General features: G+C 35.7%; 16 protein-coding genes, 5 tRNA genes and 2 pseudogenes. All 23 read right to left on the bottom strand.

Annotation, left to right across the window (positions count from 1 at the left end):
• Positions 1-8: 8 nt before the first annotated feature.
• The 23 genes and pseudogenes from mnmA to BM383_RS13310 all read right to left on the bottom strand — a co-directional run bounded on the left by mnmA (position 9) and on the right by BM383_RS13310 (position 21,612).
• The gene (mnmA, locus tag BM383_RS13420) at positions 9-1,196 is read right to left on the bottom strand and encodes a tRNA 2-thiouridine(34) synthase MnmA (protein WP_093025651.1); all 1,188 of its coding nucleotides are present in this window, start codon (positions 1,194-1,196) and stop codon (positions 9-11) included.
• A gap of 110 nt (positions 1,197-1,306) precedes the next feature.
• Complete coding sequence (locus tag BM383_RS13415) at positions 1,307-1,618, bottom strand: DUF3467 domain-containing protein (RefSeq protein ID WP_093025650.1); 312 nt, start codon at positions 1,616-1,618, stop codon at positions 1,307-1,309.
• A 12-nt stretch (positions 1,619-1,630) separates the two neighbouring features.
• Entirely contained in the window at positions 1,631-5,929 is a 4,299-nt protein-coding gene (gene rpoC, locus BM383_RS13410; RefSeq protein WP_093025649.1) for a DNA-directed RNA polymerase subunit beta', read from the bottom strand.
• A 73-nt stretch (positions 5,930-6,002) separates the two neighbouring features.
• Positions 6,003-9,812, bottom strand: coding sequence for a DNA-directed RNA polymerase subunit beta (rpoB, locus tag BM383_RS13405; RefSeq protein WP_093025648.1), 3,810 nt, complete (start codon positions 9,810-9,812; stop codon positions 6,003-6,005).
• Positions 9,813-9,948: 136 nt separating this feature from the next.
• A pseudogene (gene rplL / locus BM383_RS13400) lies at positions 9,949-10,335 on the bottom strand (50S ribosomal protein L7/L12); the annotation flags it as partial.
• 39 nt (positions 10,336-10,374) lie between these two features.
• Positions 10,375-10,890 (bottom strand): 50S ribosomal protein L10, encoded by a 516-nt coding sequence (gene rplJ / locus BM383_RS13395; RefSeq protein ID WP_093025646.1) that lies wholly within the window; start codon positions 10,888-10,890, stop codon positions 10,375-10,377.
• Positions 10,891-10,915: 25 nt separating this feature from the next.
• Complete coding sequence (gene rplA / locus BM383_RS13390) at positions 10,916-11,605, bottom strand: 50S ribosomal protein L1 (protein ID WP_093025645.1); 690 nt, start codon at positions 11,603-11,605, stop codon at positions 10,916-10,918.
• A 19-nt stretch (positions 11,606-11,624) separates the two neighbouring features.
• Entirely contained in the window at positions 11,625-12,062 is a 438-nt protein-coding gene (gene rplK, locus BM383_RS13385) for a 50S ribosomal protein L11 (protein ID WP_093025644.1), read from the bottom strand.
• Between the two features lie 62 nt (positions 12,063-12,124).
• Positions 12,125-12,676 carry a transcription termination/antitermination protein NusG gene (nusG, locus tag BM383_RS13380; RefSeq protein ID WP_093025643.1) on the bottom strand — a complete coding sequence of 184 codons (552 nt, stop codon included), beginning with the start codon at positions 12,674-12,676 and terminating at the stop codon, positions 12,125-12,127.
• 21 nt (positions 12,677-12,697) lie between these two features.
• Positions 12,698-12,913, bottom strand: a complete 216-nt coding sequence (gene secE, locus BM383_RS13375; RefSeq protein ID WP_394331593.1) for a preprotein translocase subunit SecE — start codon at positions 12,911-12,913, stop codon at positions 12,698-12,700.
• Positions 12,911-12,981 (bottom strand) — tRNA-Trp (locus BM383_RS13370). Before BM383_RS13370 ends, secE begins: the two co-directional genes overlap by 3 nt.
• 57 nt (positions 12,982-13,038) lie before the next feature.
• A complete protein-coding gene (gene tuf / locus BM383_RS13365; protein WP_093025642.1) occupies positions 13,039-14,226 on the bottom strand; it encodes an elongation factor Tu in 1,188 nt (395 codons plus the stop codon).
• A 56-nt stretch (positions 14,227-14,282) separates the two neighbouring features.
• Positions 14,283-14,354 (bottom strand) — tRNA-Thr (locus BM383_RS13360).
• A gap of 27 nt (positions 14,355-14,381) precedes the next feature.
• A tRNA-Gly gene (locus BM383_RS13355) sits at positions 14,382-14,454 on the bottom strand.
• Between the two features lie 8 nt (positions 14,455-14,462).
• A tRNA-Tyr gene (locus tag BM383_RS13350) sits at positions 14,463-14,544 on the bottom strand.
• Positions 14,545-14,575: 31 nt separating this feature from the next.
• Positions 14,576-14,649, bottom strand: a tRNA-Thr gene (locus BM383_RS13345).
• A 92-nt stretch (positions 14,650-14,741) separates the two neighbouring features.
• On the bottom strand, positions 14,742-15,044 hold the full coding sequence (gene hpf, locus BM383_RS13340; protein ID WP_093025641.1) for a ribosome hibernation-promoting factor, HPF/YfiA family: 303 nt from the start codon (positions 15,042-15,044) through the stop codon (positions 14,742-14,744).
• Positions 15,045-15,095: 51 nt separating this feature from the next.
• A complete protein-coding gene (locus BM383_RS13335; protein WP_093025640.1) occupies positions 15,096-15,989 on the bottom strand; it encodes a tyrosine-type recombinase/integrase in 894 nt (297 codons plus the stop codon).
• Positions 15,990-16,063: 74 nt separating this feature from the next.
• The gene (gene rpsU / locus BM383_RS13330; RefSeq protein WP_093025669.1) at positions 16,064-16,258 is read right to left on the bottom strand and encodes a 30S ribosomal protein S21; all 195 of its coding nucleotides are present in this window, start codon (positions 16,256-16,258) and stop codon (positions 16,064-16,066) included.
• A gap of 72 nt (positions 16,259-16,330) precedes the next feature.
• A pseudogene (locus BM383_RS13325) lies at positions 16,331-17,704 on the bottom strand (alpha-amylase).
• A gap of 113 nt (positions 17,705-17,817) precedes the next feature.
• Positions 17,818-18,957, bottom strand: a complete 1,140-nt coding sequence (locus BM383_RS13320; RefSeq protein WP_093025668.1) for an acyl-CoA dehydrogenase family protein — start codon at positions 18,955-18,957, stop codon at positions 17,818-17,820.
• Positions 18,958-19,042: 85 nt separating this feature from the next.
• The gene (locus BM383_RS13315; RefSeq protein WP_093025639.1) at positions 19,043-19,936 is read right to left on the bottom strand and encodes a helix-hairpin-helix domain-containing protein; all 894 of its coding nucleotides are present in this window, start codon (positions 19,934-19,936) and stop codon (positions 19,043-19,045) included.
• A 14-nt stretch (positions 19,937-19,950) separates the two neighbouring features.
• A complete protein-coding gene (locus tag BM383_RS13310; protein ID WP_093025638.1) occupies positions 19,951-21,612 on the bottom strand; it encodes an alanine/glycine:cation symporter family protein in 1,662 nt (553 codons plus the stop codon).
• Between the last annotated feature and the right edge of the window lie 9 nt (positions 21,613-21,621).

Raw genomic sequence — 21,621 nt, 5'->3', positions numbered from 1 at the left:
ACTGCAATTTATGAAATAACTCCAGAACCTACTAATTCATCTTTTATATACCAAGCAACAAATTGACCTTCCGTAATAGCGGATTGTGGTGTTTCAAAATCTACATAAGCACCTCCAACCACTTTATAAATAGTAGCATTTTGTAGTGGTTGACGATATCTAATCCTTGCTTTTATTTGCATGGTTTCATCTACATCTAGAGCTAAATCTTCTCGAATCCAATGCAATTCATCATCAGTCACGAACAATGTTCTTCTAAACAATCCTGGGTGCGCCTTACCCTGACCAGTATAAATTACATTTTCTTCAACATCAGTATCTATTACGAATAATGGTTCAACAGTTCCCCCTACATGCAATCCCTTTCTTTGACCTTTGGTAAAATAATGTGCTCCTTGATGTTTACCAACAACTTTACCGTCTGAAAGATGATACACTGGTTTTTCACTATAGAACTTTAGTTCTTCTTCTTTTGATTGAAATACTGGAATATTGCGCTCATAAAAATTTTGCTCTTTGGAAACTTCAACAATTACTCCTTCTTTAGGTTTTAATTTTTGTTGAAGAAAATCTGGCAAGCGAACTTTACCTATGAAACATAATCCTTGGGAATCCTTTTTATCTGCTGTGATCAAATCTGCTTCTGTAGCAATTTTTCGCACTTCTGGTTTGGTAAGTTCACCAATAGGAAACAATGTTTTTGATAGTTGTTCTTGACTCAATTGACACAAAAAATATGATTGGTCCTTATTTCCATCAATTCCAGCAAGCAATTGGTATACCTCTTCCCCATCTTTCTCTATAGTTCCTTTTCTACAATAATGCCCTGTAGCTACATAATCCGCACCAAGACCTAATGCTATTTTCATAAAAACATCAAACTTAATTTCGCGATTACATAGAACATCTGGATTTGGAGTTCTTCCTCGTTCATATTCATTGAACATATAATCTACAATACGCTCTTTGTATTCTTCACTTAAATCTACCGTTTGAAAAGGGATTCCTAATTTATCTGCAACGATCATAGCATCGTTACTATCTTCCAACCAAGGACATTCATCTGAAATAGTTACAGAATCGTCATGCCAGTTTTTCATAAATAAACCGATCACTTCATACCCTTGCTCCTTGAGTAAATATGCTGTTACACTAGAATCTACTCCACCCGAAAGTCCTACAACTACTCTTTTCATGATTTTACTTTATGCTACAAAATTATAAAAAATGAACTGTATATCCATTTTATAAAACTATTGAAAAAGAAAAGCCCCGAACCAAAGTTCAGGGCTTTTACTATTTTATGTTATGCTTCGCCGGTTGGCCCAAAATTCATTGGGATTGGCGGTTGATCATAATCTTTAATTTCACCATGAGCTTTTTCAAAACGGTGTACATTATCACCTAATGCCTTTAACAAGCGCTTGGCATGCTGTGGCGTTAAAATGATTCTGCTCTTGACTTTAGCTTTTGGTGCGCCAGGCATAACGCTGATAAAGTCAACTATAAAATCTGAAACCGAGTGATTTATAATTGCCAGATTGGAATAGGTTCCTTCTGCAACTTTTTCATCTAACTCAATATTCAATTGCCCTTTTTTGTCGTTTTGATCGCTCATTCTAAAATTATATTAGAAGTTAATTTCTTGTTTGCCAGCCATGATCTCGTCGTACTCTTCTTTAGATCCTACAATAATATTATCGTAATCTCTCATACCAGTACCAGCAGGAATCTTATGACCTACAATTACATTCTCTTTCAATCCTTCTAAAGAATCTACTTTACCATTTACAGCGGCCTCATTCAATACTTTTGTAGTTTCCTGGAAGGAAGCTGCAGAGATGAATGATTTAGTCTGTAATGAAGCTCTTGTAATACCTTGAAGTATTGGAGTAGCAGTTGCAGGAACTACATCTCTTGCTACTACAAGATTTTTATCTGCACGTTTCAAGATAGAATTTTCATCTCTCAATTCACGTACGGTTACAATTTGACCTTCTTTCAATGTGTCGGATTCACCAGCATCTTCAACAACTTTTTTACCGAACAACGCATCGTTTTCTTTGATAAAGTCTATTTTATGTACCAATTGATTTTCTAGGAATAATGTATCTCCAGAATCTTCAATTCTTACTTTACGCATCATTTGACGTACAACAACCTCAAAGTGTTTGTCATTAATTTTTACCCCTTGTAAACGGTAAACTTCCTGAACTTCATTTACTAGATATTGTTGTACTGCTGCAGGTCCTTTAATCTTCAAGATATCATCTGGAGTAATAGATCCATCTGAAAGTGGCATACCAGCTTTCACAAAGTCATTTTCCTGAACTAAGATTTGGTTAGATAATTTCACCAAATATTTCTTGATTTCCCCAAGTTTAGACTCTACAATAATTTCACGGTTACCTCTTTTGATTTTTCCAAAAGAAATAACACCATCAATTTCTGAAACTACCGCCGGGTTTGATGGATTACGTGCTTCGAATAATTCGGTTACACGAGGAAGACCTCCTGTAATATCCCCTGCTTTTGCAGACTTACGAGGAATTTTCACAAGCACTTTACCTTCCTTAATTTTATCACCATCGTCAACCATTAAGTGAGCACCTACCGGTAAGTTGTATGAACGTAAAGTATTTCCTTTAGCATCTTGAATCAATAAAGTAGGAATGATTTTCTTATTTCTTGATTCTGAAATTACTTTTTCCTGGAAACCTGTTTGTTCATCAATTTCTACTTGGTATGTAACACCTTGCTGAATTCCGTCGTATGCAATTTTACCAGCAAATTCTGATACAATTACACCATTATATGGATCCCATTGACAAACTACATCACCTTTTTTAAGTTTAGCCCCATTATCGACAAAGATTGTAGATCCGTAAGGGATATTACTTGTACTTAAAGTGATACCAGTTTTCTGATCAACCAATTTCAATTCAGAAGTACGAGAAATAACAATATCTACTTTGTTTCCTTCTGAATCTTCACCTTGAACAGTTTTAAGATCATCAATTTCTGCAACACCATCAAATTTAGCAAATAACTTATTCTCTTCAGAAATGTTACCTGCAGTACCACCCACGTGGAAGGTACGAAGTGTTAACTGTGTACCAGGCTCACCAATTGATTGAGCAGCTACTACACCTACAGCTTCACCTTTTTGAACCATTTTGTTGGTTGAAAGGTTTCTACCGTAACATTTAGCACAAATACCTTGCTCTGCTTCACAAGTCAATGGAGAACGAACTTCAACTGACTCGATTGGAGAGTTATTAACCTTAACAACGTGATCTTCATCTATCTCTTCACCAGCTGCAATGATTAATTCTTCAGTAAGTGGGTTGTAAACATCATGTAAAGAAACACGACCTAAAATTCTAGCTCCTAAAGATTCTACAACTTCGTCATTTTTCTTAAGTGCTTCTACTTCTAGACCTCTTAATGTTCCACAATCCTCTGTGTTTACAATAACATCTTGAGAAACGTCTACCAAACGACGAGTTAAATAACCTGCATCGGCAGTTTTTAATGCTGTATCCGCAAGACCTTTACGAGCACCGTGCGTAGAGATAAAGTATTCAAGAATTGAAAGACCTTCTTTAAAGTTAGAAAGAATTGGATTTTCAATAATTTCTCCACCACCTGAATTCGATTTTTTAGGTTTTGCCATCAAACCACGCATACCTGTCAACTGACGGATCTGCTCTTTAGATCCACGAGCTCCAGAATCAAGCATCATGAATACCGAGTTAAACCCTTGGTTGTCTTCACGAATACGCTTCATAGCTAATTCGGTAAGCATTGCGTTTGTTGATGTCCATACGTCAATTACCTGATTATAACGTTCGTTATTGGTAATAAGACCCATGTTATAGTTCATCATAATTCCATCTACCTGCTCATTTGCTTCGGCGATCATTCCATGCTTTTCTGGTGGAATAATAATATCCCCTAATGAGAATGACAATCCACCTTCAAAAGCGAATTTATATCCCATATCCTTAATCTTATCAAGGAAATCAGCGGTTTCAGGAACACTAGTAACTTTTAAAATTCGTCCGATAATATCACGAAGCGATTTTTTAGTTAAAACCTCATTGATATACCCTGCTTTTTCTGGAACTGTTTGGTTAAACAATACTCTACCAGCAGTTGTTTCAATGATTTGGTAAACTAATTCTCCGTTTTCGTTATAATCTTTAGCTCTAACTTTTACAATTGCATTTAAGCTCACACGCTTATCATTGAAAGCGATGTTTACTTCATCTGCAGAATAAAAAGTTAAACCTTCTCCTTTAACTTCATTATCAGGTGTAGATTTTCTGGCCTTTGTCATATAGTAAAGACCCAAAACCATATCCTGAGAAGGTACCGTAATTGGAGAACCATTCGCCGGGTTTAAGATATTATGAGAAGCCAACATTAATAATTGCGCTTCCAAAATAGCTTCTGGCCCTAATGGTAAGTGAACCGCCATCTGGTCACCATCGAAATCCGCGTTAAACGCCGTACACACTAATGGGTGTAAACGAATAGCTTTACCTTCGATAAGTTTTGGCTGGAATGCTTGGATACCTAAACGGTGTAAGGTAGGGGCACGGTTTAATAATACCGGGTGACCTTTAATTACATTTTCTAAAATATCCCAAACAACTGGTTCTTTTTTATCTATAATCTTTTTGGCAGACTTTACTGTTTTTACAATACCTCTTTCAATAAGCTTTCTTACTACAAAAGGTTTGTAAAGCTCAGCTGCCATATTTTTTGGAAGACCACACTCAAACAATTTCATTTCCGGTCCAACAACAATCACAGAACGTGCTGAATAATCTACACGCTTACCAAGTAAGTTTTGACGGAAACGACCTTGCTTACCTTTCAATGAATCTGAAAGTGATTTCAATGGTCTGTTAGATTCAGTTTTAACTGCTGATGACTTACGTGTATTATCAAATAATGAATCAACTGATTCCTGAAGCATACGTTTTTCATTACGTAAGATCACTTCCGGAGCTTTGATTTCCATCAAACGCTTTAAACGGTTGTTTCTGATGATTACACGACGGTATAAATCATTTAAATCTGATGTTGCAAAACGACCACCATCTAATGGCACTAACGGACGTAATTCTGGTGGAATAACCGGAACAACACGCATTACCATCCACTCAGGATTATTCTCTCTATTTTTTTGAGAATCTCTGAATGCTTCCACAACTTGAAGACGCTTTAATGCTTCTGTTTTACGTTGTTTAGAGGTTTCGTTATTAGCTTTATGTCTTAATTGATAAGACAATTCATTAAGATCTATTCTTCTTAATAATTCTTCGATACATTCAGCTCCCATCTTAGCGATGAATTTATTAGGATCTGAGTCTTCCAAATACAAGTTTTCTTGTGGAAGTGTATCTAAAATATTTAAATATTCTTCTTCTGTTAAGAAGTCAAGTCTATTTAATTCTTCTCCTTCAGGACCTTTAGCAATACCTGGTTGAATAACCACGTAACGCTCATAATAGATAATCATATCTAATTTCTTAGAAGGCAATCCAAGAAGGTATCCAATTTTATTTGGTAAAGAACGGAAATACCAGATGTGTGCTACAGGAACCACAAGGTTAATGTGCCCAACTCTATCTCTACGAACTTTTTTCTCCGTTACTTCAACTCCACATCTATCACAAACAATTCCTTTGTAACGGATTCTTTTGTATTTACCACAAGCACATTCGTAATCTTTTACAGGACCAAAAATACGCTCGCAAAAAAGACCATCGCGCTCTGGTTTGTGAGTACGATAGTTAATTGTTTCCGGCTTAAGCACCTCTCCTCTAGATTCTGCCAAAATAGATTCTGGAGATGCTAAACCTATTGAGATTTTATCAAATCTCTTTACTGTATTCTTATCTTTTGCTCTTGCCATAATATATGGTGATAATGAATTAAGTGTATGAAAATGAACACCGAGCTATGAAACTCGATGTTCAAATAATTTTTTAGTCTTCTAATCTAATGTCTAATCCTAGACCTTTCAATTCATGCATTAATACATTGAAAGATTCTGGTAAGCCAGGTTCTGGCATAGGTTCACCTTTAACAATAGCTTCGTACGTTTTAGCTCTACCAATAACATCATCTGATTTTACTGTAAGAATTTCTCTAAGTGTACTAGAAGCACCGTAAGCTTCTAATGCCCAAACTTCCATTTCTCCAAAACGCTGACCACCAAATTGTGCTTTACCTCCAAGAGGTTGTTGCGTAATCAACGAGTATGGACCAATAGAACGTGCGTGCATCTTATCATCTACCATGTGACCTAATTTCAACATATAGATAACACCAACTGTTGCAGGCTGATCAAATCGCTGACCTGTACCACCATCGTATAGATACGTGTGACCAAATCTTGGAATACCAGCTTCATCTGTTAATTCATTAATTTGATCTAGAGAAGCACCATCGAAAATTGGAGTAGCAAATTTTCTACCTAATTTAAGACCTGCCCATCCAAGTACAGTTTCATAAATCTGACCAATGTTCATACGAGAAGGTACCCCAAGTGGATTCAATACAATATCAACTGGTGTTCCATCTTCCAAGAACGGCATATCTTCTTCACGTACAATTCTAGCTACAATACCTTTGTTACCGTGACGACCTGCCATTTTATCACCTACTTTAAGCTTACGCTTTTTAGCAATGTAAACTTTTGCAAGTTTCATAATACCAGCCGGAAGTTCATCTCCAACAGTAATGGTAAACTTATCTCTTCTTAAACTACCTTGAAGGTCATTTAATTTAATCTTGTAATTATGAATTAAGTCAGCCACTAAAGCATTTGTTGCTTCATCTGTCGTCCAACTACCTCCTACTAAGTGTGCAAAATCATCCACACTATTCAGCATCTTAAGAGTATATTTTTTACCTTTTGGTAATACTTCCTCTCCAAGATCATTCATAACACCTTGAGATGTTTTACCATTTACCAAAGCAAATAGTTTATCTACAAGACGATCTTTTAATTCTTCGAACTTAGCGCTATATTCTAATTCTAATTTGGTAATATCCTCTTTATCTTTAGCTCTTTTACGCTTATCTTTTAATGCTCTTGCAAATAATTTCTTATCGATAACTACACCATTCAATGATGGAGAAGCTTTTAAAGAAGCATCTTTTACATCACCAGCTTTATCACCAAAAATTGCACGAAGTAATTTTTCTTCAGGAGTTGGATCTGATTCTCCTTTTGGAGTAATCTTACCAATTAAGATATCACCAGGTTTTACTTCTGCACCTACACGAATCATTCCGTATTCATCCAAATCTTTAGTAGCTTCTTCAGAAACGTTAGGAATATCATTTGTAAGTTCTTCTGCACCTAACTTGGTATCTCTAACTTCTAATGAATACTCATCAACGTGTATAGACGTAAAGATATCTTCACGTACTACTTTTTCAGAGATTACAATAGCATCCTCAAAGTTATATCCTTTCCAAGGCATGAACGCTACTTGCATATTTCTACCAAGAGCTAACTCACCACCTTCGGTTGCATATCCTTGACAAAGTACTTGACCTTTTACAACTCTATCACCTTTTCTAACGATAGGCTTTAAGTTGATAGAAGTACCTTGGTTAGTTTTACGGAATTTAATCAAATCATAAGTTTTAGAATCTGAATCAAAACTTACCATTCTTTGCTCTTCCGTTCTATCATATTTGATAGTTACTTTTTGTGCATCTACATATTCTACTTCACCGTCTCCTTCAGCATTAATCAATACTCTAGAATCTGAAGCTACTTGTCTTTCCAAACCAGTACCAACAATAGGAGCTTGTGGACGTAATAAAGGAACTGCCTGACGCATCATGTTAGATCCCATCAACGCACGGTTCGCATCATCATGTTCCAAGAATGGAATTAAAGATGCAGAAATCGATGCTATTTGGTTGGGAGCAACATCTGTATAATCTAATTGAGTTGGTTCTACAACAGGGAAGTCACCTTCCTCACGGGCAATTACTTTTTCAGCAGTAACTTTCCCTGATTCATCCATCTCAATATTCGCTTGCGCGATTAACTTATCTTCTTCTTCTTCAGCGCTTAAATAAAGAATTTCACTAAGATCTACTTTACCTTCTGTTACTTTACGATATGGAGTTTCAATGAATCCCATACTGTTTACTTTCGCAAATACACCTAGAGAAGAAATCAAACCAATGTTTGGTCCTTCAGGAGTTTCAATAGGACATAAACGACCATAATGTGTATAGTGAACATCACGTACCTCGAAACCTGCTCTTTCACGAGAAAGACCTCCAGGCCCTAATGCAGATAAACGACGTTTGTGTGTAATCTCTGCTAATGGATTGGTTTGATCCATGAACTGAGATAACTGGTTTGTTCCAAAGAATGAATTGATAACAGAAGAAAGCGTCTTCGCATTAATCAAATCAATTGGTGTAAAGACTTCGTTATCACGAACGTTCATACGCTCACGAATGGTACGAGCCATACGAGCCAAACCAACACCAAACTGAGAAGATAATTGCTCACCTACTGTACGTACACGACGGTTAGATAAGTGATCAATATCATCAATCTCTGCTTTTGAGTTGATCAACTCGATTAAATATTTAACGATGGTAATGATATCTAGTTTGGTAAGCACTTGCTTATCCATTTCAATATCAAGACCTAATTTTTTGTTCATTCTATAACGACCAACTTCTCCAAGATTATATCTTTGATCTGAGAAGAATAATTTATCAATAATACCACGAGCAGTTTCCTCATCTGGCGGTTCTGCATTACGTAATTGACGATAAATATGTTCTACTGCTTCTTTTTCTGAGTTCGTAGGGTCTTTTTGTAAAGTATTATGAATGATAGCGTATTCAGCAGACTGACTTTCTTCTTTATGAAGTAAAATAGTTTTTACATCTGCATCAACAATCTCATCTATATGTTCTTTTTCTAAAATAGTATCACGATCTAGAACGATCTCGTTTCTTTCGATAGAAACAACTTCCCCGGTGTCTTCATCCACAAAATCCTCATGCCATGTATTCAAAACACGGGCGGCCAATCTACGACCAAGAACTCTTTTAAGTCCACTTTTAGAAACTTTCACCTCTTCTGCAAGGTCAAAAATTTCTAAAATATCTTTATCTCTTTCAAATCCTATTGCTCTAAATAAAGTAGTAACAGGCAATTTTTTCTTTCTATCAATATAAGCATACATAACGCTATTGATATCTGTAGCAAATTCTATCCAAGATCCTTTAAAAGGAATTACTCTGGCAGAATATAACTTGGTACCATTAGCGTGGAAAGATTGTCCAAAGAAAACTCCTGGTGAACGGTGTAATTGAGAAACTACAACACGCTCTGCACCATTGATAACAAAAGTACCACTTGGAGTCATATAAGGAATCACTCCTAAATACACATCTTGTACTATTGTTTCAAAATCCTCATGTTCAGGATCTGTACAATATAACTTAAGACGTGCTTTTAATGGCACGCTGTAAGTTAAACCTCTTTCGATACATTCTTGAATAGAATATCTAGGTGGGTCTACAAAATAATCTAAAAACTCAAGTACAAACTGGTTTCTGGTATCAGTGATTGGAAAATTTTCCATGAAGGTGTTATAAAGACCTTCGTTACCTCGCTCATCAGATTTGGTTTCTAATTGGAAAAAATCTTGAAAAGACTTAATTTGAATGTCCAAGAAATCCGGATAATCTGGAGTATTCTTAGCTGAGGCAAAACTTAATCTTTCAGTCTGATTTGTTAACATCAATGGACAAAATTTTGATTAAAATGAAAATATAAAAGAACGTATATATTTATATACGTAAAAGGGTTTAGGTCTTAAAGATAAAAATCCCAAGACCTAAACCAAAATTTTACAGCTTTGGCAGCCGTTATGTAACTTACTTAAGCTCTACTTCAGCTCCAGCTTCTTCTAAAGATTTTCTAAGACCTTCAGCCTCATCTTTAGAAACACCTTCTTTTAATGTAGAAGGAACATTATCTACCATATCTTTAGCATCTTTCAAACCAGCACCAGTTAATTCTTTAACTAGTTTTACAACTGCTAACTTAGATCCTCCAGCAGCTTTCAATACTACGTCGAATTCAGTTTTTTCTTCAGCAGCTTCTGCACCACCAGCAGCAGCTCCACCAGCTACAGCTACAGCAGCAGCAGCAGGCTCGATACCATATTCTTCTTTTAAAATGTTAGCTAACTCGTTTACTTCTTTAACTGTTAAGTTAACTAATTGTTCTGCGAAATCTTTTAAATCTGCCATTTTTCTATCGTTTAAATTTTTTAAATATAATTGTTAAAGTGCGTTCTATTATTTTTCAGACAAAGTCTTAAGGATACCAGCCAATTTACCACCTCCAGACTTAAGTCCAGAAATAACATTCTTAGCAGGCGATTGAAGTAATGTAATAATATCTCCAATAACCTCGTCTTTAGATTTGATGTTAGATAAAGCATCAAGGTTTTCATCTCCAACATAAACAGCTTCTTCTACAAAAGCTCCTTTAAGGATTGGTTTTTCAGATTTTTTACGAAAATCCTTGATCAATTTTGCAGGTGCATTACCTACCTCAGAAAACATCAATGAAGTATTACCTTTTAAAACTTCTGGTAATTCACCAAATTCTTTATCTGAAGCTTCCATTGCTTTTGCCAGCAATGTATTTTTCACAACTGCTAATTGAATATTAGCTTTAAAACATGCTCTACGTAATTTAGAAGTTGTATCTGCATCTAATCCAGATATATCTGCTAAATAAATAGTATTGTTTTCGGCCAACTGCGCAGTCAAATCTTCGATTACCGTTAATTTTTCTTCTCTAGTCATGATCTACTAAATTTTTAACTACCAATTAAACTGCTTTAGGATCTACAGGAATACCAGGACTCATTGTGCTAGACACAAAGATAGACTTGATATATGTACCCTTAGCTGCAGTTGGTTTCATTTTAATTAATGTTTGAATCAATTCCTGAGCATTTCCGAAAATTTGCTCTGGAGTAAATGAAGATTTACCGATAGCAGCGTGAACAATTCCAGTCTTATCAACTCTAAAGTCAATTTTACCAGCTTTTACTTCAGCAACAGCTTTAGCAACATCCATTGTTACAGTACCAGTTTTAGGGTTTGGCATTAAACCTCTAGGACCTAAGATTCTACCTAAAGGACCTAATTTCCCCATAACAGATGGCATAGTTACAATAACATCTACATCTGTCCAACCTTCTTTAATCTTCTGAAGATACTCATCCAAGCCTACGTAATCTGCACCAGCTTCTTTAGCTTCTGCTTCTTTGTCTGGAGTAACTAATGCTAAAACCTTAACATCTTTACCAGTACCATGAGGTAATGTAACAACACCTCTTACCATTTGATTTGCTTTACGTGGATCTACTCCTAAACGTACAGCTACATCTACAGATGCATCAAACTTTACGTAGCTTACTTCTTTTACTAAAGAGGAAGCCTCTTGAAGAGAATATAATTTATTCGTCTCAATTTTAGCTAATGCCTCTTTATGCTTTTTTGTCAATTTTGCCATTTTTCCAGTCTTTTAAGATTTAAAAAGGCTTATCACCCGATACAGTTAATCCCATAGATCTTGCTGTACCTGCTACCATACTCATTGCTGATTCGATAGTAAATGCATTAAGATCTTGCATTTTGTCCTCTGCGATAACTTTCACTTGTTCCCAAGTTACATCAGCTACCTTTTTACGGTTTGGCTCTCCGGATCCTTTTTTAATCTTAGCCGCTTCCATTAGCTGAACTGCTGCTGGTGGAGTTTTAATAACAAAGTCAAATGACTTGTCTTTATACACGGTGATAACAACTGGAAGGGTTTTCCCTGGTTTGTCCTGTGTACGAGCATTGAACTGCTTACAGAACTCCATGATGTTAACTCCGGCAGCTCCCAAAGCAGGTCCAACCGGTGGCGACGGATTCGCAGCACCTCCCTTAACTTGTAGTTTAACTACTTTACTAACTTCTTTTGCCATTGTTTACAATTTAAAAAAAGAGTGATTTCTAAATTGGAAGCACCACTCTTTTCATATATAATTTAAATTTTCTCTACTTGCATGTAACTTAACTCTAATGGTGTTTTTCTACCGAAAATCTTAACCATCACCTCAAGTTTACGTTTCTCTTCATTAACCTTTTCAACAGTTCCGTTAAAACCATTAAATGGACCATCAATAACCTTGATAGTTTCTCCAACAGTGTAAGGAATAACAACATTATCTGTTTTCACAGTCAATTCATCTACCTTACCTAACATTCTGTTAACTTCAGATTTTCTTAAAGGAACAGGATCCCCTCCCTTAACTTCTCCTAAAAACCCGATAACACCAGTTATTGATTTTATAATATGTACCACTTCACCACCAAGATTAGCCTTCACCATAATGTATCCTGGAAAATAAACTCTTTCCTTGTTTATTTTTTTCCCATTACGAATTTGCACTACTTTTTCTGTAGGAACCAAAACATCCTCTACATAATCAGCATAACCTAAACGTGAAATTTCATTTTCAATATAAGATTTAACCTTATTTTCCTGACCACTTACAGCCCTTACTACATACCATTGTTTTGCTAATGCATCTGCCATAGTTACTAGGTTTTAATAAGATTAATTAAATAGTCCAAAATATAGAGACATCAAATTCTCTAATATCTTATCTACTCCAAAAACAGCCAAAGCAAAAACAACAGAAAAGGCAGCAACAACCACCATAAGTTTTTGCCCCTCAGCCCATGTAGGCCATGTAACATTATGCTTTAACTCTTCGAATGATTCTTTTATATAAGTTACAAAACCAGCCATTTTATTATCTTTAATTTGCACGGGTGGAGGGATTCGAACCCCCATCAACGGTTTTGGAGACCGCTATTCTGCCATTGAACTACACCCGTTTTTCAAAAATCAAGGCGCTTCAAAGAAGCACCTTTGATTTTATATATTAAACTTAATTAGTCTAAAATTTCAGTTACCTGACCAGCACCTACTGTTCTACCACCTTCACGGATAGCGAAACGTAAACCTACAGAACAAGCTACTGGGCTTAACAACTCAACAGTAATAGTTAAGTTATCACCTGGCATAACCATCTCAACTCCATCAGGAAGAGAAATAGTACCTGTAACGTCTGTTGTTCTTAAATAGAACTGTGGACGGTAGTTGTTATGGAATGGAGTGTGACGTCCACCTTCTTCTTTCTTAAGGATATAAACCTCAGCTTTGAATTTAGAGTGTGGTTTTACAGAACCTGGCTTACAGATAACCATACCTCTTTTGATATCAGATTTCTCGATACCTCTCAATAAAAGACCTACGTTATCACCAGCTTCACCTCTATCCAAAATTTTACGGAACATCTCGACCCCTGTAATAGTAGAAGTTAATTTTTCAGCTCCCATACCGATAATTTCTACAGGATCTCCAGTATTAGCAACCCCTGTCTCGATACGTCCTGTTGCTACAGTACCACGACCAGTAATTGTAAATACATCTTCTACTGGCATTAAGAATGGCTTATCAACATCACGTTGTGGTAATTCAATCCAGTTATCAACAGCCTCCATTAATTCCATAACAGAATCAACCCACTTTTGCTCACCATTCAATGCACCTAAAGCAGAACCTTGGATTACAGGACCATTATCACCATCATACTCATAGAAAGAAAGTAATTCTCTTACCTCCATATCAACAAGCTCTAATAACTCCTCATCATCAACCATATCACATTTGTTCAAGAATACAACAATTCTTGGAACACCAACCTGACGACCTAATAAAATGTGCTCACGAGTTTGTGGCATAGGACCATCTGTTGCAGCAACTACTAAGATCGCACCATCCATCTGAGCAGCACCAGTTACCATGTTTTTAACGTAATCGGCGTGACCAGGACAGTCAACGTGCGCATAGTGACGGTTAGCAGTTTGATACTCAACGTGAGAAGTATTAATAGTAATACCTCTTTCTTTTTCTTCTGGAGCGTTATCGATAGAATCGAATGAACGTAATTCAGAAAGACCAGCATTTGCTAATACAGTAGTAATAGCAGCAGTCAAGGTAGTTTTACCGTGATCTACGTGTCCAATAGTACCAATATTTAAGTGCGGTTTGGAACGATCAAAAGTTTCCTTTGCCATGATTTAATAATTTTAATCTTAGTTATATATTAGTGTTCAAAATTTTGCTAAACATGAGCCAACGACGGGAATTGAACCCGTGACCTCTTCCTTACCAAGGAAGCGCTCTACCCCTGAGCTACGTCGGCCAATATACGCATAGCGTAATTTCTTTGAGCGGGAGACGAGGTTCGAACTCGCGACATTCAGCTTGGAAGGCTGACGCTCTACCAACTGAGCTACTCCCGCAAAAATTGTGGGGAGAGCAGGATTCGAACCTGCGAAGGTAAAACCAGCAGATTTACAGTCTGCCCTCGTTGGCCGCTTGAGTATCTCCCCAATAAATCAATATTTTCTTCAGAACTTTTAGAGCCGATGGAGGGACTCGAACCCACGACCTGCTGATTACAAATCAGCTGCTCTAGCCAGCTGAGCTACATCGGCACTATTACATAAAAAAAGTCCGCTATTTCTAACGGACTGCAAATGTATATATTTATTTTTTTAAACAAAACATTTTTTGAAAAATTTTATTTTTAAGCTTGTACTCTCACTTTTTCTTTTCGCTTTACAAGCACTCTTTCCAAAGAGCTAGCAGCAGCATCAATCCCTTCTTCAAATGTTTTGCATTGCTTCTTAACCATAAACTCATCACCAGGAACAGCAACCTTCACTTCTATAATTTTATTTTCCTTTTGACTAGTATTCTGTACTTTCAAATACACATCGGCACAAATAACCTTGTCATAAAAGTGTTCTAGTTTGTCTAATTTTTTCTGGATGAAATCAACTAATTTTCCATCTACATTAAAATTTACAGATTGCATGTTTACTTTCATAATCTCTACATTTAATAGTTCAACATTATATTAAAAAATTCTGCAAAAAGGCTAATCCTTGTTCCTTGGATGGGCTTTAGCATAGTTCTTTTTTAACTCAGCTATACTTGTATGTGTATAATTTTGAGTTGAAGCCAAACTTGCGTGCCCTAGCAGCTCTTTCACAGAATTCAAATCGGCACCATTATTCAAAAGATGAGTTGCAAACGTGTGTCTTAATACGTGCGGACTCTTTTTTTCCTTCGATGATGCTATACTAAAGTAATTATTTATTACTCGATAAACAAGCGATTCTGAAATTTTATTTCCGCCTTCAGAAAGAAATAAATAATTTTCATCTTCTTTTTTTACGATATCGTTATATTTAATAACATATATCTGCAATGTCTTCAATACAAATGAAAGCAAAGGAACTATTCGCTCTTTATTTCGTTTACCTAATACTTTGATTGTTTGTTGTTCAAAGTTGATATCTGAAAGTTTCAAATTAATCAATTCTGCTCGCCTTATACCGGTAGCATAAAACAGTTCCACCATCAATTTGTTTCGCACTCCTACGAACGAAGAATCCTCCTGAAGTATAGAAAGTACTTGATCTATTTCTTTTTGAGAAAATGGTATCTCAGTTTTTTGAGCAACTTTTAGCGCTGAGTGTTTAGCTAAAGGTGTAGACTTAATTCTTTTGATTTTTAAGAGAAACTTATAATAAGCTCTTAATGAAGAAATTTTTCTATTAATACTGCGGTTACTAATTCCTTGAGTCACCAATTCTACAATCCAACTTCTAATTTGAGAATAATGTACAGCTTCTAAATTATCATCATTAAATTTTTCAATTAAGAATCTCTGAAATGATTCTAAATCCTTTTTATATGCCAATACAGTGTGTGGAGAATAATTTTTCTCTGCAGTTAAGTATTGAATAAATGCCTCAAAAGAATCCATACCTACGATAAGTTGAATACAATGTAAACAAAAAAATCCCGCTAATGCGGGATTTTACTATTATTTTGCTACAATTATACAGCGTCTTGATCTCTCAAATGCTGAACATATTGTGCTTTTTGAATTTGCGATCTTTTTTCTACAGAAGGTTTTGTAAACTGCTGACGACCTCTTAACTGACGCATTGTTCCAGTTCTGTCGAATTTTCTTTTGTAACGCTTAAGCGCTCTATCGATATTCTCTCCTTCTTTAATTGGAATTATTAACATGTCTTTACCACCTCCTTTCATTTGATGGCCGCAAATTTACATCTTTTATTTATATGACAAACTTTTTTTTAATTATTTTACAGACCACACCGTGTAACCGTGTGGTGGTGCTTGTATTTTAACCCAAGATCCAGATTGTGTGGTAGGTTCCCAACTAGAGTTTCCAGTGTAATCTTTTATAGTAGTATTACTCCAGTTTGTAGGAATCCATCGTTCTAACCAAGAATCACTATTATTGATGTAAACCACAAGTCCATTTGAATTATATCCATTTCTTTTGGCTATATATTCATCGTTATCTACATGCAAAATTTCTGTACTTCCCGAAGCCAAGTTATTATGAATCCAAATTAAATTGTTCAGTTTTGATTTATCTAGCCATTCTTCATAATCTCTATAGAACATAGTTGGATATCCTTCATGAGTTAAAATATAAGCATACGCCAGTAATTTATCAGTATAAATTTCATCGGTATCATGATTAGCCACAAAAGTTACAGCCTTGGTTCCACTTACTTTCCATAACATATCATTATTCAACTTTGTTAGATCGCTCCCATTGAAGGCATCTCTCATTGCATAGTAACAAGCAAAATCAAATGCACTTGCGTTGGACTCAGTTGTCCACCAATCAAGTGTTGATACATTACTATCCCAATACTCTCCTACTGCGAAACCTCCAACAGAGTTTAACCATGAATTTACTACCCACGGCTCAAATCCTTTCACATAATCAAATCTCCAACCATCAAACCCCATTACATCTTTATAATATTTTGCAACAGAATTGCTATTGTTCCATAACCAATCTTGAACATATGATTTATGGTGACACAAATCTGGAAAACCACCAAATCCTCCATAATCATTGTTATGGTAATCATTTGGATGGTAATCATAATAAGAGCGCACAAAATTTCCAGATGCAGGCTGAAAATCAGTCCAAGTACTGTCACTTACAAAAGGATTGTACTCATATTGTCCTCCACTATTATGATTAATTACAATATCCGCAATCACTCAAACGTTTGCGTTATGAGCTGTAGAAATTAAGTTTTGAAGTTCTGTAGTTGAACCGAAACGAGTTTCGACACTACCCATTTGATTATAACTTCCAAAATCGAAATAATCAAAAGGATCATACCCCATTGAAAAAGGTCCATTTTGAGCTTTACTCACTGGTGGCAACCAAATAGCATCGATTCCTGCATTTGACCAGTCATTGATTTTTGTACTTAAGGTATCCCACCAAATACCACCGGCAGGAACATCCCAATAGAATGCTTGCATCATAACTCCAGATCCCATACCAGAGACATTAAGATCTGAATTCACTTCCAGCGTGAGTTCGGAATTGTTAGTTTCTTCTACTGTCAAGGATTCTTCCTGACATGCAGCAAAAGTTAGTGCGATTAAGCCAATTTTAGCGATAATTGATTTATTCATAATTTTACGGTTTAATTTTTATAAACTTAACAATATTAAACCGTATAAAAAGAATTAAACTAAATCACACTCAACTTAAACGTTGTAGTGTTGATAACTTTTTAAAGCTACTCCTATTTGAGTAGCTTTCTTGCGATTACAACCTTTTGTATTTCTGTAGTACCTTCTCCAATAGTACAAAGTTTTGCATCTCTATAAAATTTTTCCACAGGAAAATCTTTTGTATAACCATAGCCTCCGTGAATTTGAATTGCTTCATTAGCAATTTTCACGCACGCTTCAGAAGCATACATTTTTGCCATAGCACTTATCTTGGTAACGGGTTTACCAGCATTTTTCAAATAAGCCGCTTTATGCAAGAATAATTCCGAAGCTTCTATTTCTGTAGCCATATCAACTAGTTTAAAAGAAATTCCCTGAAAAGCACTAATCGGTTTCCCAAATTGAACGCGTTCTTTGGCATATTTTGCAGCAGCTTCATACGCACCTTTTGCAATACCTAAAGAAAGTGCACCGATAGAGATTCTTCCACCATCTAAAATCTTCATAGACTGAATAAATCCTTCTCCTACTTCTCCCAATCTATTTGCATCTGGAATTCTACAATCTTGAAAAATTAATTCGGCCGTTTCACTGGCTCGCATTCCTAATTTATTTTCCTTTTTGCCACTTGTAAAACCTGGCGTACCTTTTTCTATTGCAAAGGCCGTCATTCCATGACTATCTCCTTTTTCTCCAGTTCTCACAATCACTACTGCAATATCACCACTCACAGCATGGGTAATGAAGTTTTTCGCACCGTTAATCACCCATTCGTCACCATCCTTTATAGCAGTAGTATTCATTCCTCCTGCATCTGACCCCGTATTGTGCTCGGTTAATCCCCAAGCTCCAATCCATTCTCCAGCAGCTAGTTTTGGAATCCACTTTTGTTTTTGTTCTTCTGTACCAAAACTTAAAATATGATTTGTACAAAGCGAATTATGTGCCGCTACAGATAATCCAATGGATGGATCCACTTTAGAAATTTCTTCAATAATAGCAATGTATTCATGATAACCTAAACCAGAACCACCATAAACTTCAGGAACAAGAATTCCCATAAAACCAAATTCTCCAGCCTTTTTAAAAACATCTACCGGAAAAACTTGAGCTTCGTCCCATTCCATAACAAATGGTTTAATGTATTGTTCTGCAAAATCCTTAGCTGCAGAAGCTACCATTTGTTGTGTTTCAGAAAATTCAAAATTCATTTCTAAAGTAGCATCTAATTCCATAATCGTTATTGATTTGTTTAATGAAGAATAGCAAATCTACAGTTTTTTGCCATTCTTATTTCTATTCATTTTCTAAATAAAAATATAAAGGAAGTCTTTTTATTGTAAGAGGTTTTACATTGGTAAGCTGTTCCAACTCTTGAAACGAAGTTATATTCCCTACTTTACTTCGATATTTTAATATGGCAACTCCATCGTAATAATTTACGTAGGGATTCTTTTGGAGTTGTTTTAGTGAAATGGTATTAAGATTCTGCTTTTCTACAATCGGTGGATTTAAAACCTGAAACCGTTCTAATATTTTTTCTATAACCAAAGAATCCATTCCCCAAACTTCATACAATTGATCATTCACGAGAAACCCATTGATTTCATTTTTCCTTTTTAAAATCCTAGTAGAATAGGCTTCACCAATTCCTTTAATTGCCATTAAATCTTCCTTAGTGGCCGTATTGATATCTTTTATTTCTATCTTCTCTTCTTCCTTTTTAGAAAAGTTGGTATATGTATTATTGTAGTTTTTCTTTTGTTGCGTCCACTCTGGAAATTTAAAATAGGGAGTCATTGCATGCAATAACGAATCTGATATTTTGGTTACATTCTGAAATTCGATAGCTGAATTTACGTACTGATCTTTTTTTCGAAATTCATGTAAACGGTCTATCTCTTCTACAGACATTCCCAATCGAGATCCTTTATAGTCCGAAATAAAATTAGGGTTATAAGGTTTTGGAATATAGGGTTTCGGTTTTTTGCTCTCTGTGTTCGCACTATCTATAGCAGCCTGCCATTCCATGCTTAATTCCTCATCATAAATAGAAGTCTCACTATTAGACGAAATATTTTGTTTATAGAAAAAATAGGAAACCTGAATAATCACAATGACACACAATAAAACAAAAATCCCATTTCGGTCTTTTCTATCAAAACTGAAATGGGATTTTATATTTTTCATATGTAAACTGTCTATTATTTCACTTGCTTCACAACAGCATCGTCTTCATTAATTTCAGCATCCATCTTATCGATCTTAATAGCATTGAAGTATTTGATCATTTCTTTCTTAACCTTAGGTGAAAGTGCTACTAAACCAATGATATTTGGAAATACCATAGCGAAGATCATTGCATCTGAAAATCCTACAACGGCATCTAAACTTGCAGAAGATCCGATTACTAAGAATACTAAAAATAAAATTTTATAACTAATATCGGAAGCTTTACTCTTACCAAAAAGATATTTCCAAGCTTGAATTCCATAATATGACCAAGAGATCATAGTTGAAATTGCAAATAAAACTACTGCGATTGCCAATACAATTGAGAAGTGTGGTATTGCAGAATCAAAAGCTATAGAAGTAAGATCTACACCTCCAAGTAATTCTCCAGTAGCGTTCAATTTTACATTGGAACCATCTACTTGACCGTACTCAAAAATATTGTGTTTCGCATTGGTAATTACAATTACAATTGCAGACATGGTACAAATAATTACCGTATCTACGAATGGCCCCAACAAAGCAGTTAAACCTTCACTAGCAGGGTATCTTGTTTTTACTGCGGCATGTGCAATAGATGCAGAACCTACACCAGCTTCGTTAGAGAAAGCAGCTCTTTGAAAACCTACAATCAATACTCCAATGATTCCACCAAAAGCGGCATCTGGATTCATAGCTCCGTCCCAAATTTGCCCAAAAGCAAAAGGAACCATATCATAATTGATAAGAATAATGATTAAACCTGCTCCAATATAAATCAAAGCCATAATTGGAACAATTTTCTCAGTTACTTTACCAATACGGCTAATACCACCAATAATTACAAGACCTACGATGATTGCCATTCCTAATCCTAAGAAAAGTCCAGCGTTTGGATTTTCAAACCCAAAAAGATCAATCATCTGTGAAGCGGCTTGGTTTGACTGGAACATGTTTCCACCCCCAAAAGATCCACCGATACACATGATAGCAAAAAATATGGCCAACACTTTACCAAAACCTTTCATTCCCATTTCCTTGAAACCGGTTGTTAGGTAATACATTGGTCCACCGTGAATTTTTCCTTCACTATCAATCTCTCTATATTTTACACCAAGGGTACATTCTACAAATTTTGATGCCATTCCAAGAATACCTGCAAGAATCATCCAAATAGTTGCTCCAGGACCTCCAAGTGCAATTGCTACAGCTACACCGGCAATATTACCTAACCCTACAGTTGCAGAAAGGGACGCTGTTAATGCTTGAAAGTGCGTTACCTCTCCAGGCACTTCTCCTTCAAGTTTTACTGCTCCTTGAATCTCGCCATTTTTCACCTCTATATCCTCATCAGCAGGAACGTGCGCATCAAGGTGATCGTATTTTCCGAAAGCTGTCTTAAGACATACTGTCATATAACGGAAGTTTACTCCTTTAAAGTAGATGGTAAAGAAAAGTGCTCCTAATAAAAGAATGATAATTACTATAGGCATTTCCTTTCCAGAAATGGTTATAGGATAGAAAATGGTATTAACAATAGGCGCTGTATACTCAGCAAATGCATCGTTAATTTTCTCTCCTATACTTTGGCTTTCTTGAGCGAATGTGAAAATCGGAAAAATCGCCATTAAAATTGAAAGAAGTTTATTCCTCATAAAAGATAT

It is taken from the genome of Pustulibacterium marinum (assembly GCF_900116665.1).
Classification (GTDB): domain Bacteria; phylum Bacteroidota; class Bacteroidia; order Flavobacteriales; family Flavobacteriaceae; genus Pustulibacterium; species Pustulibacterium marinum.
The sequence above is the reverse complement of the archived record's forward strand: the minus strand, read 5'-3'. Positions and strand labels throughout refer to the sequence as shown.

What these genes read in the sequence shown, in the direction of transcription:
- mnmA (WP_093025651.1), bottom strand. Translation starts at nt 1,196, where the DNA reads ATGAAAAGAGTAGTTGTAGGACTTTCGGGTGGAGTAGATTCTAGTGTA.
- BM383_RS13415 (WP_093025650.1), bottom strand. Translation starts at nt 1,618, where the DNA reads ATGAGCGATCAAAACGACAAAAAAGGGCAATTGAATATTGAGTTAGAT.
- rpoC (WP_093025649.1), bottom strand. Translation starts at nt 5,929, where the DNA reads ATGGCAAGAGCAAAAGATAAGAATACAGTAAAGAGATTTGATAAAATC.
- rpoB (WP_093025648.1), bottom strand. Translation starts at nt 9,812, where the DNA reads ATGTTAACAAATCAGACTGAAAGATTAAGTTTTGCCTCAGCTAAGAAT.
- rplJ (WP_093025646.1), bottom strand. Translation starts at nt 10,890, where the DNA reads ATGACTAGAGAAGAAAAATTAACGGTAATCGAAGATTTGACTGCGCAG.
- rplA (WP_093025645.1), bottom strand. Translation starts at nt 11,605, where the DNA reads ATGGCAAAATTGACAAAAAAGCATAAAGAGGCATTAGCTAAAATTGAG.
- rplK (WP_093025644.1), bottom strand. Translation starts at nt 12,062, where the DNA reads ATGGCAAAAGAAGTTAGTAAAGTAGTTAAACTACAAGTTAAGGGAGGT.
- nusG (WP_093025643.1), bottom strand. Translation starts at nt 12,676, where the DNA reads ATGGCAGATGCATTAGCAAAACAATGGTATGTAGTAAGGGCTGTAAGT.
- tuf (WP_093025642.1), bottom strand. Translation starts at nt 14,226, where the DNA reads ATGGCAAAGGAAACTTTTGATCGTTCCAAACCGCACTTAAATATTGGT.
- hpf (WP_093025641.1), bottom strand. Translation starts at nt 15,044, where the DNA reads ATGAAAGTAAACATGCAATCTGTAAATTTTAATGTAGATGGAAAATTA.
- BM383_RS13335 (WP_093025640.1), bottom strand. Translation starts at nt 15,989, where the DNA reads ATGGATTCTTTTGAGGCATTTATTCAATACTTAACTGCAGAGAAAAAT.
- rpsU (WP_093025669.1), bottom strand. Translation starts at nt 16,258, where the DNA reads ATGTTAATAATTCCAATTAAAGAAGGAGAGAATATCGATAGAGCGCTT.
- BM383_RS13320 (WP_093025668.1), bottom strand. Translation starts at nt 18,957, where the DNA reads ATGAATTTTGAATTTTCTGAAACACAACAAATGGTAGCTTCTGCAGCT.
- BM383_RS13315 (WP_093025639.1), bottom strand. Translation starts at nt 19,936, where the DNA reads ATGAAAAATATAAAATCCCATTTCAGTTTTGATAGAAAAGACCGAAAT.
- BM383_RS13310 (WP_093025638.1), bottom strand. Translation starts at nt 21,612, where the DNA reads ATGAGGAATAAACTTCTTTCAATTTTAATGGCGATTTTTCCGATTTTC.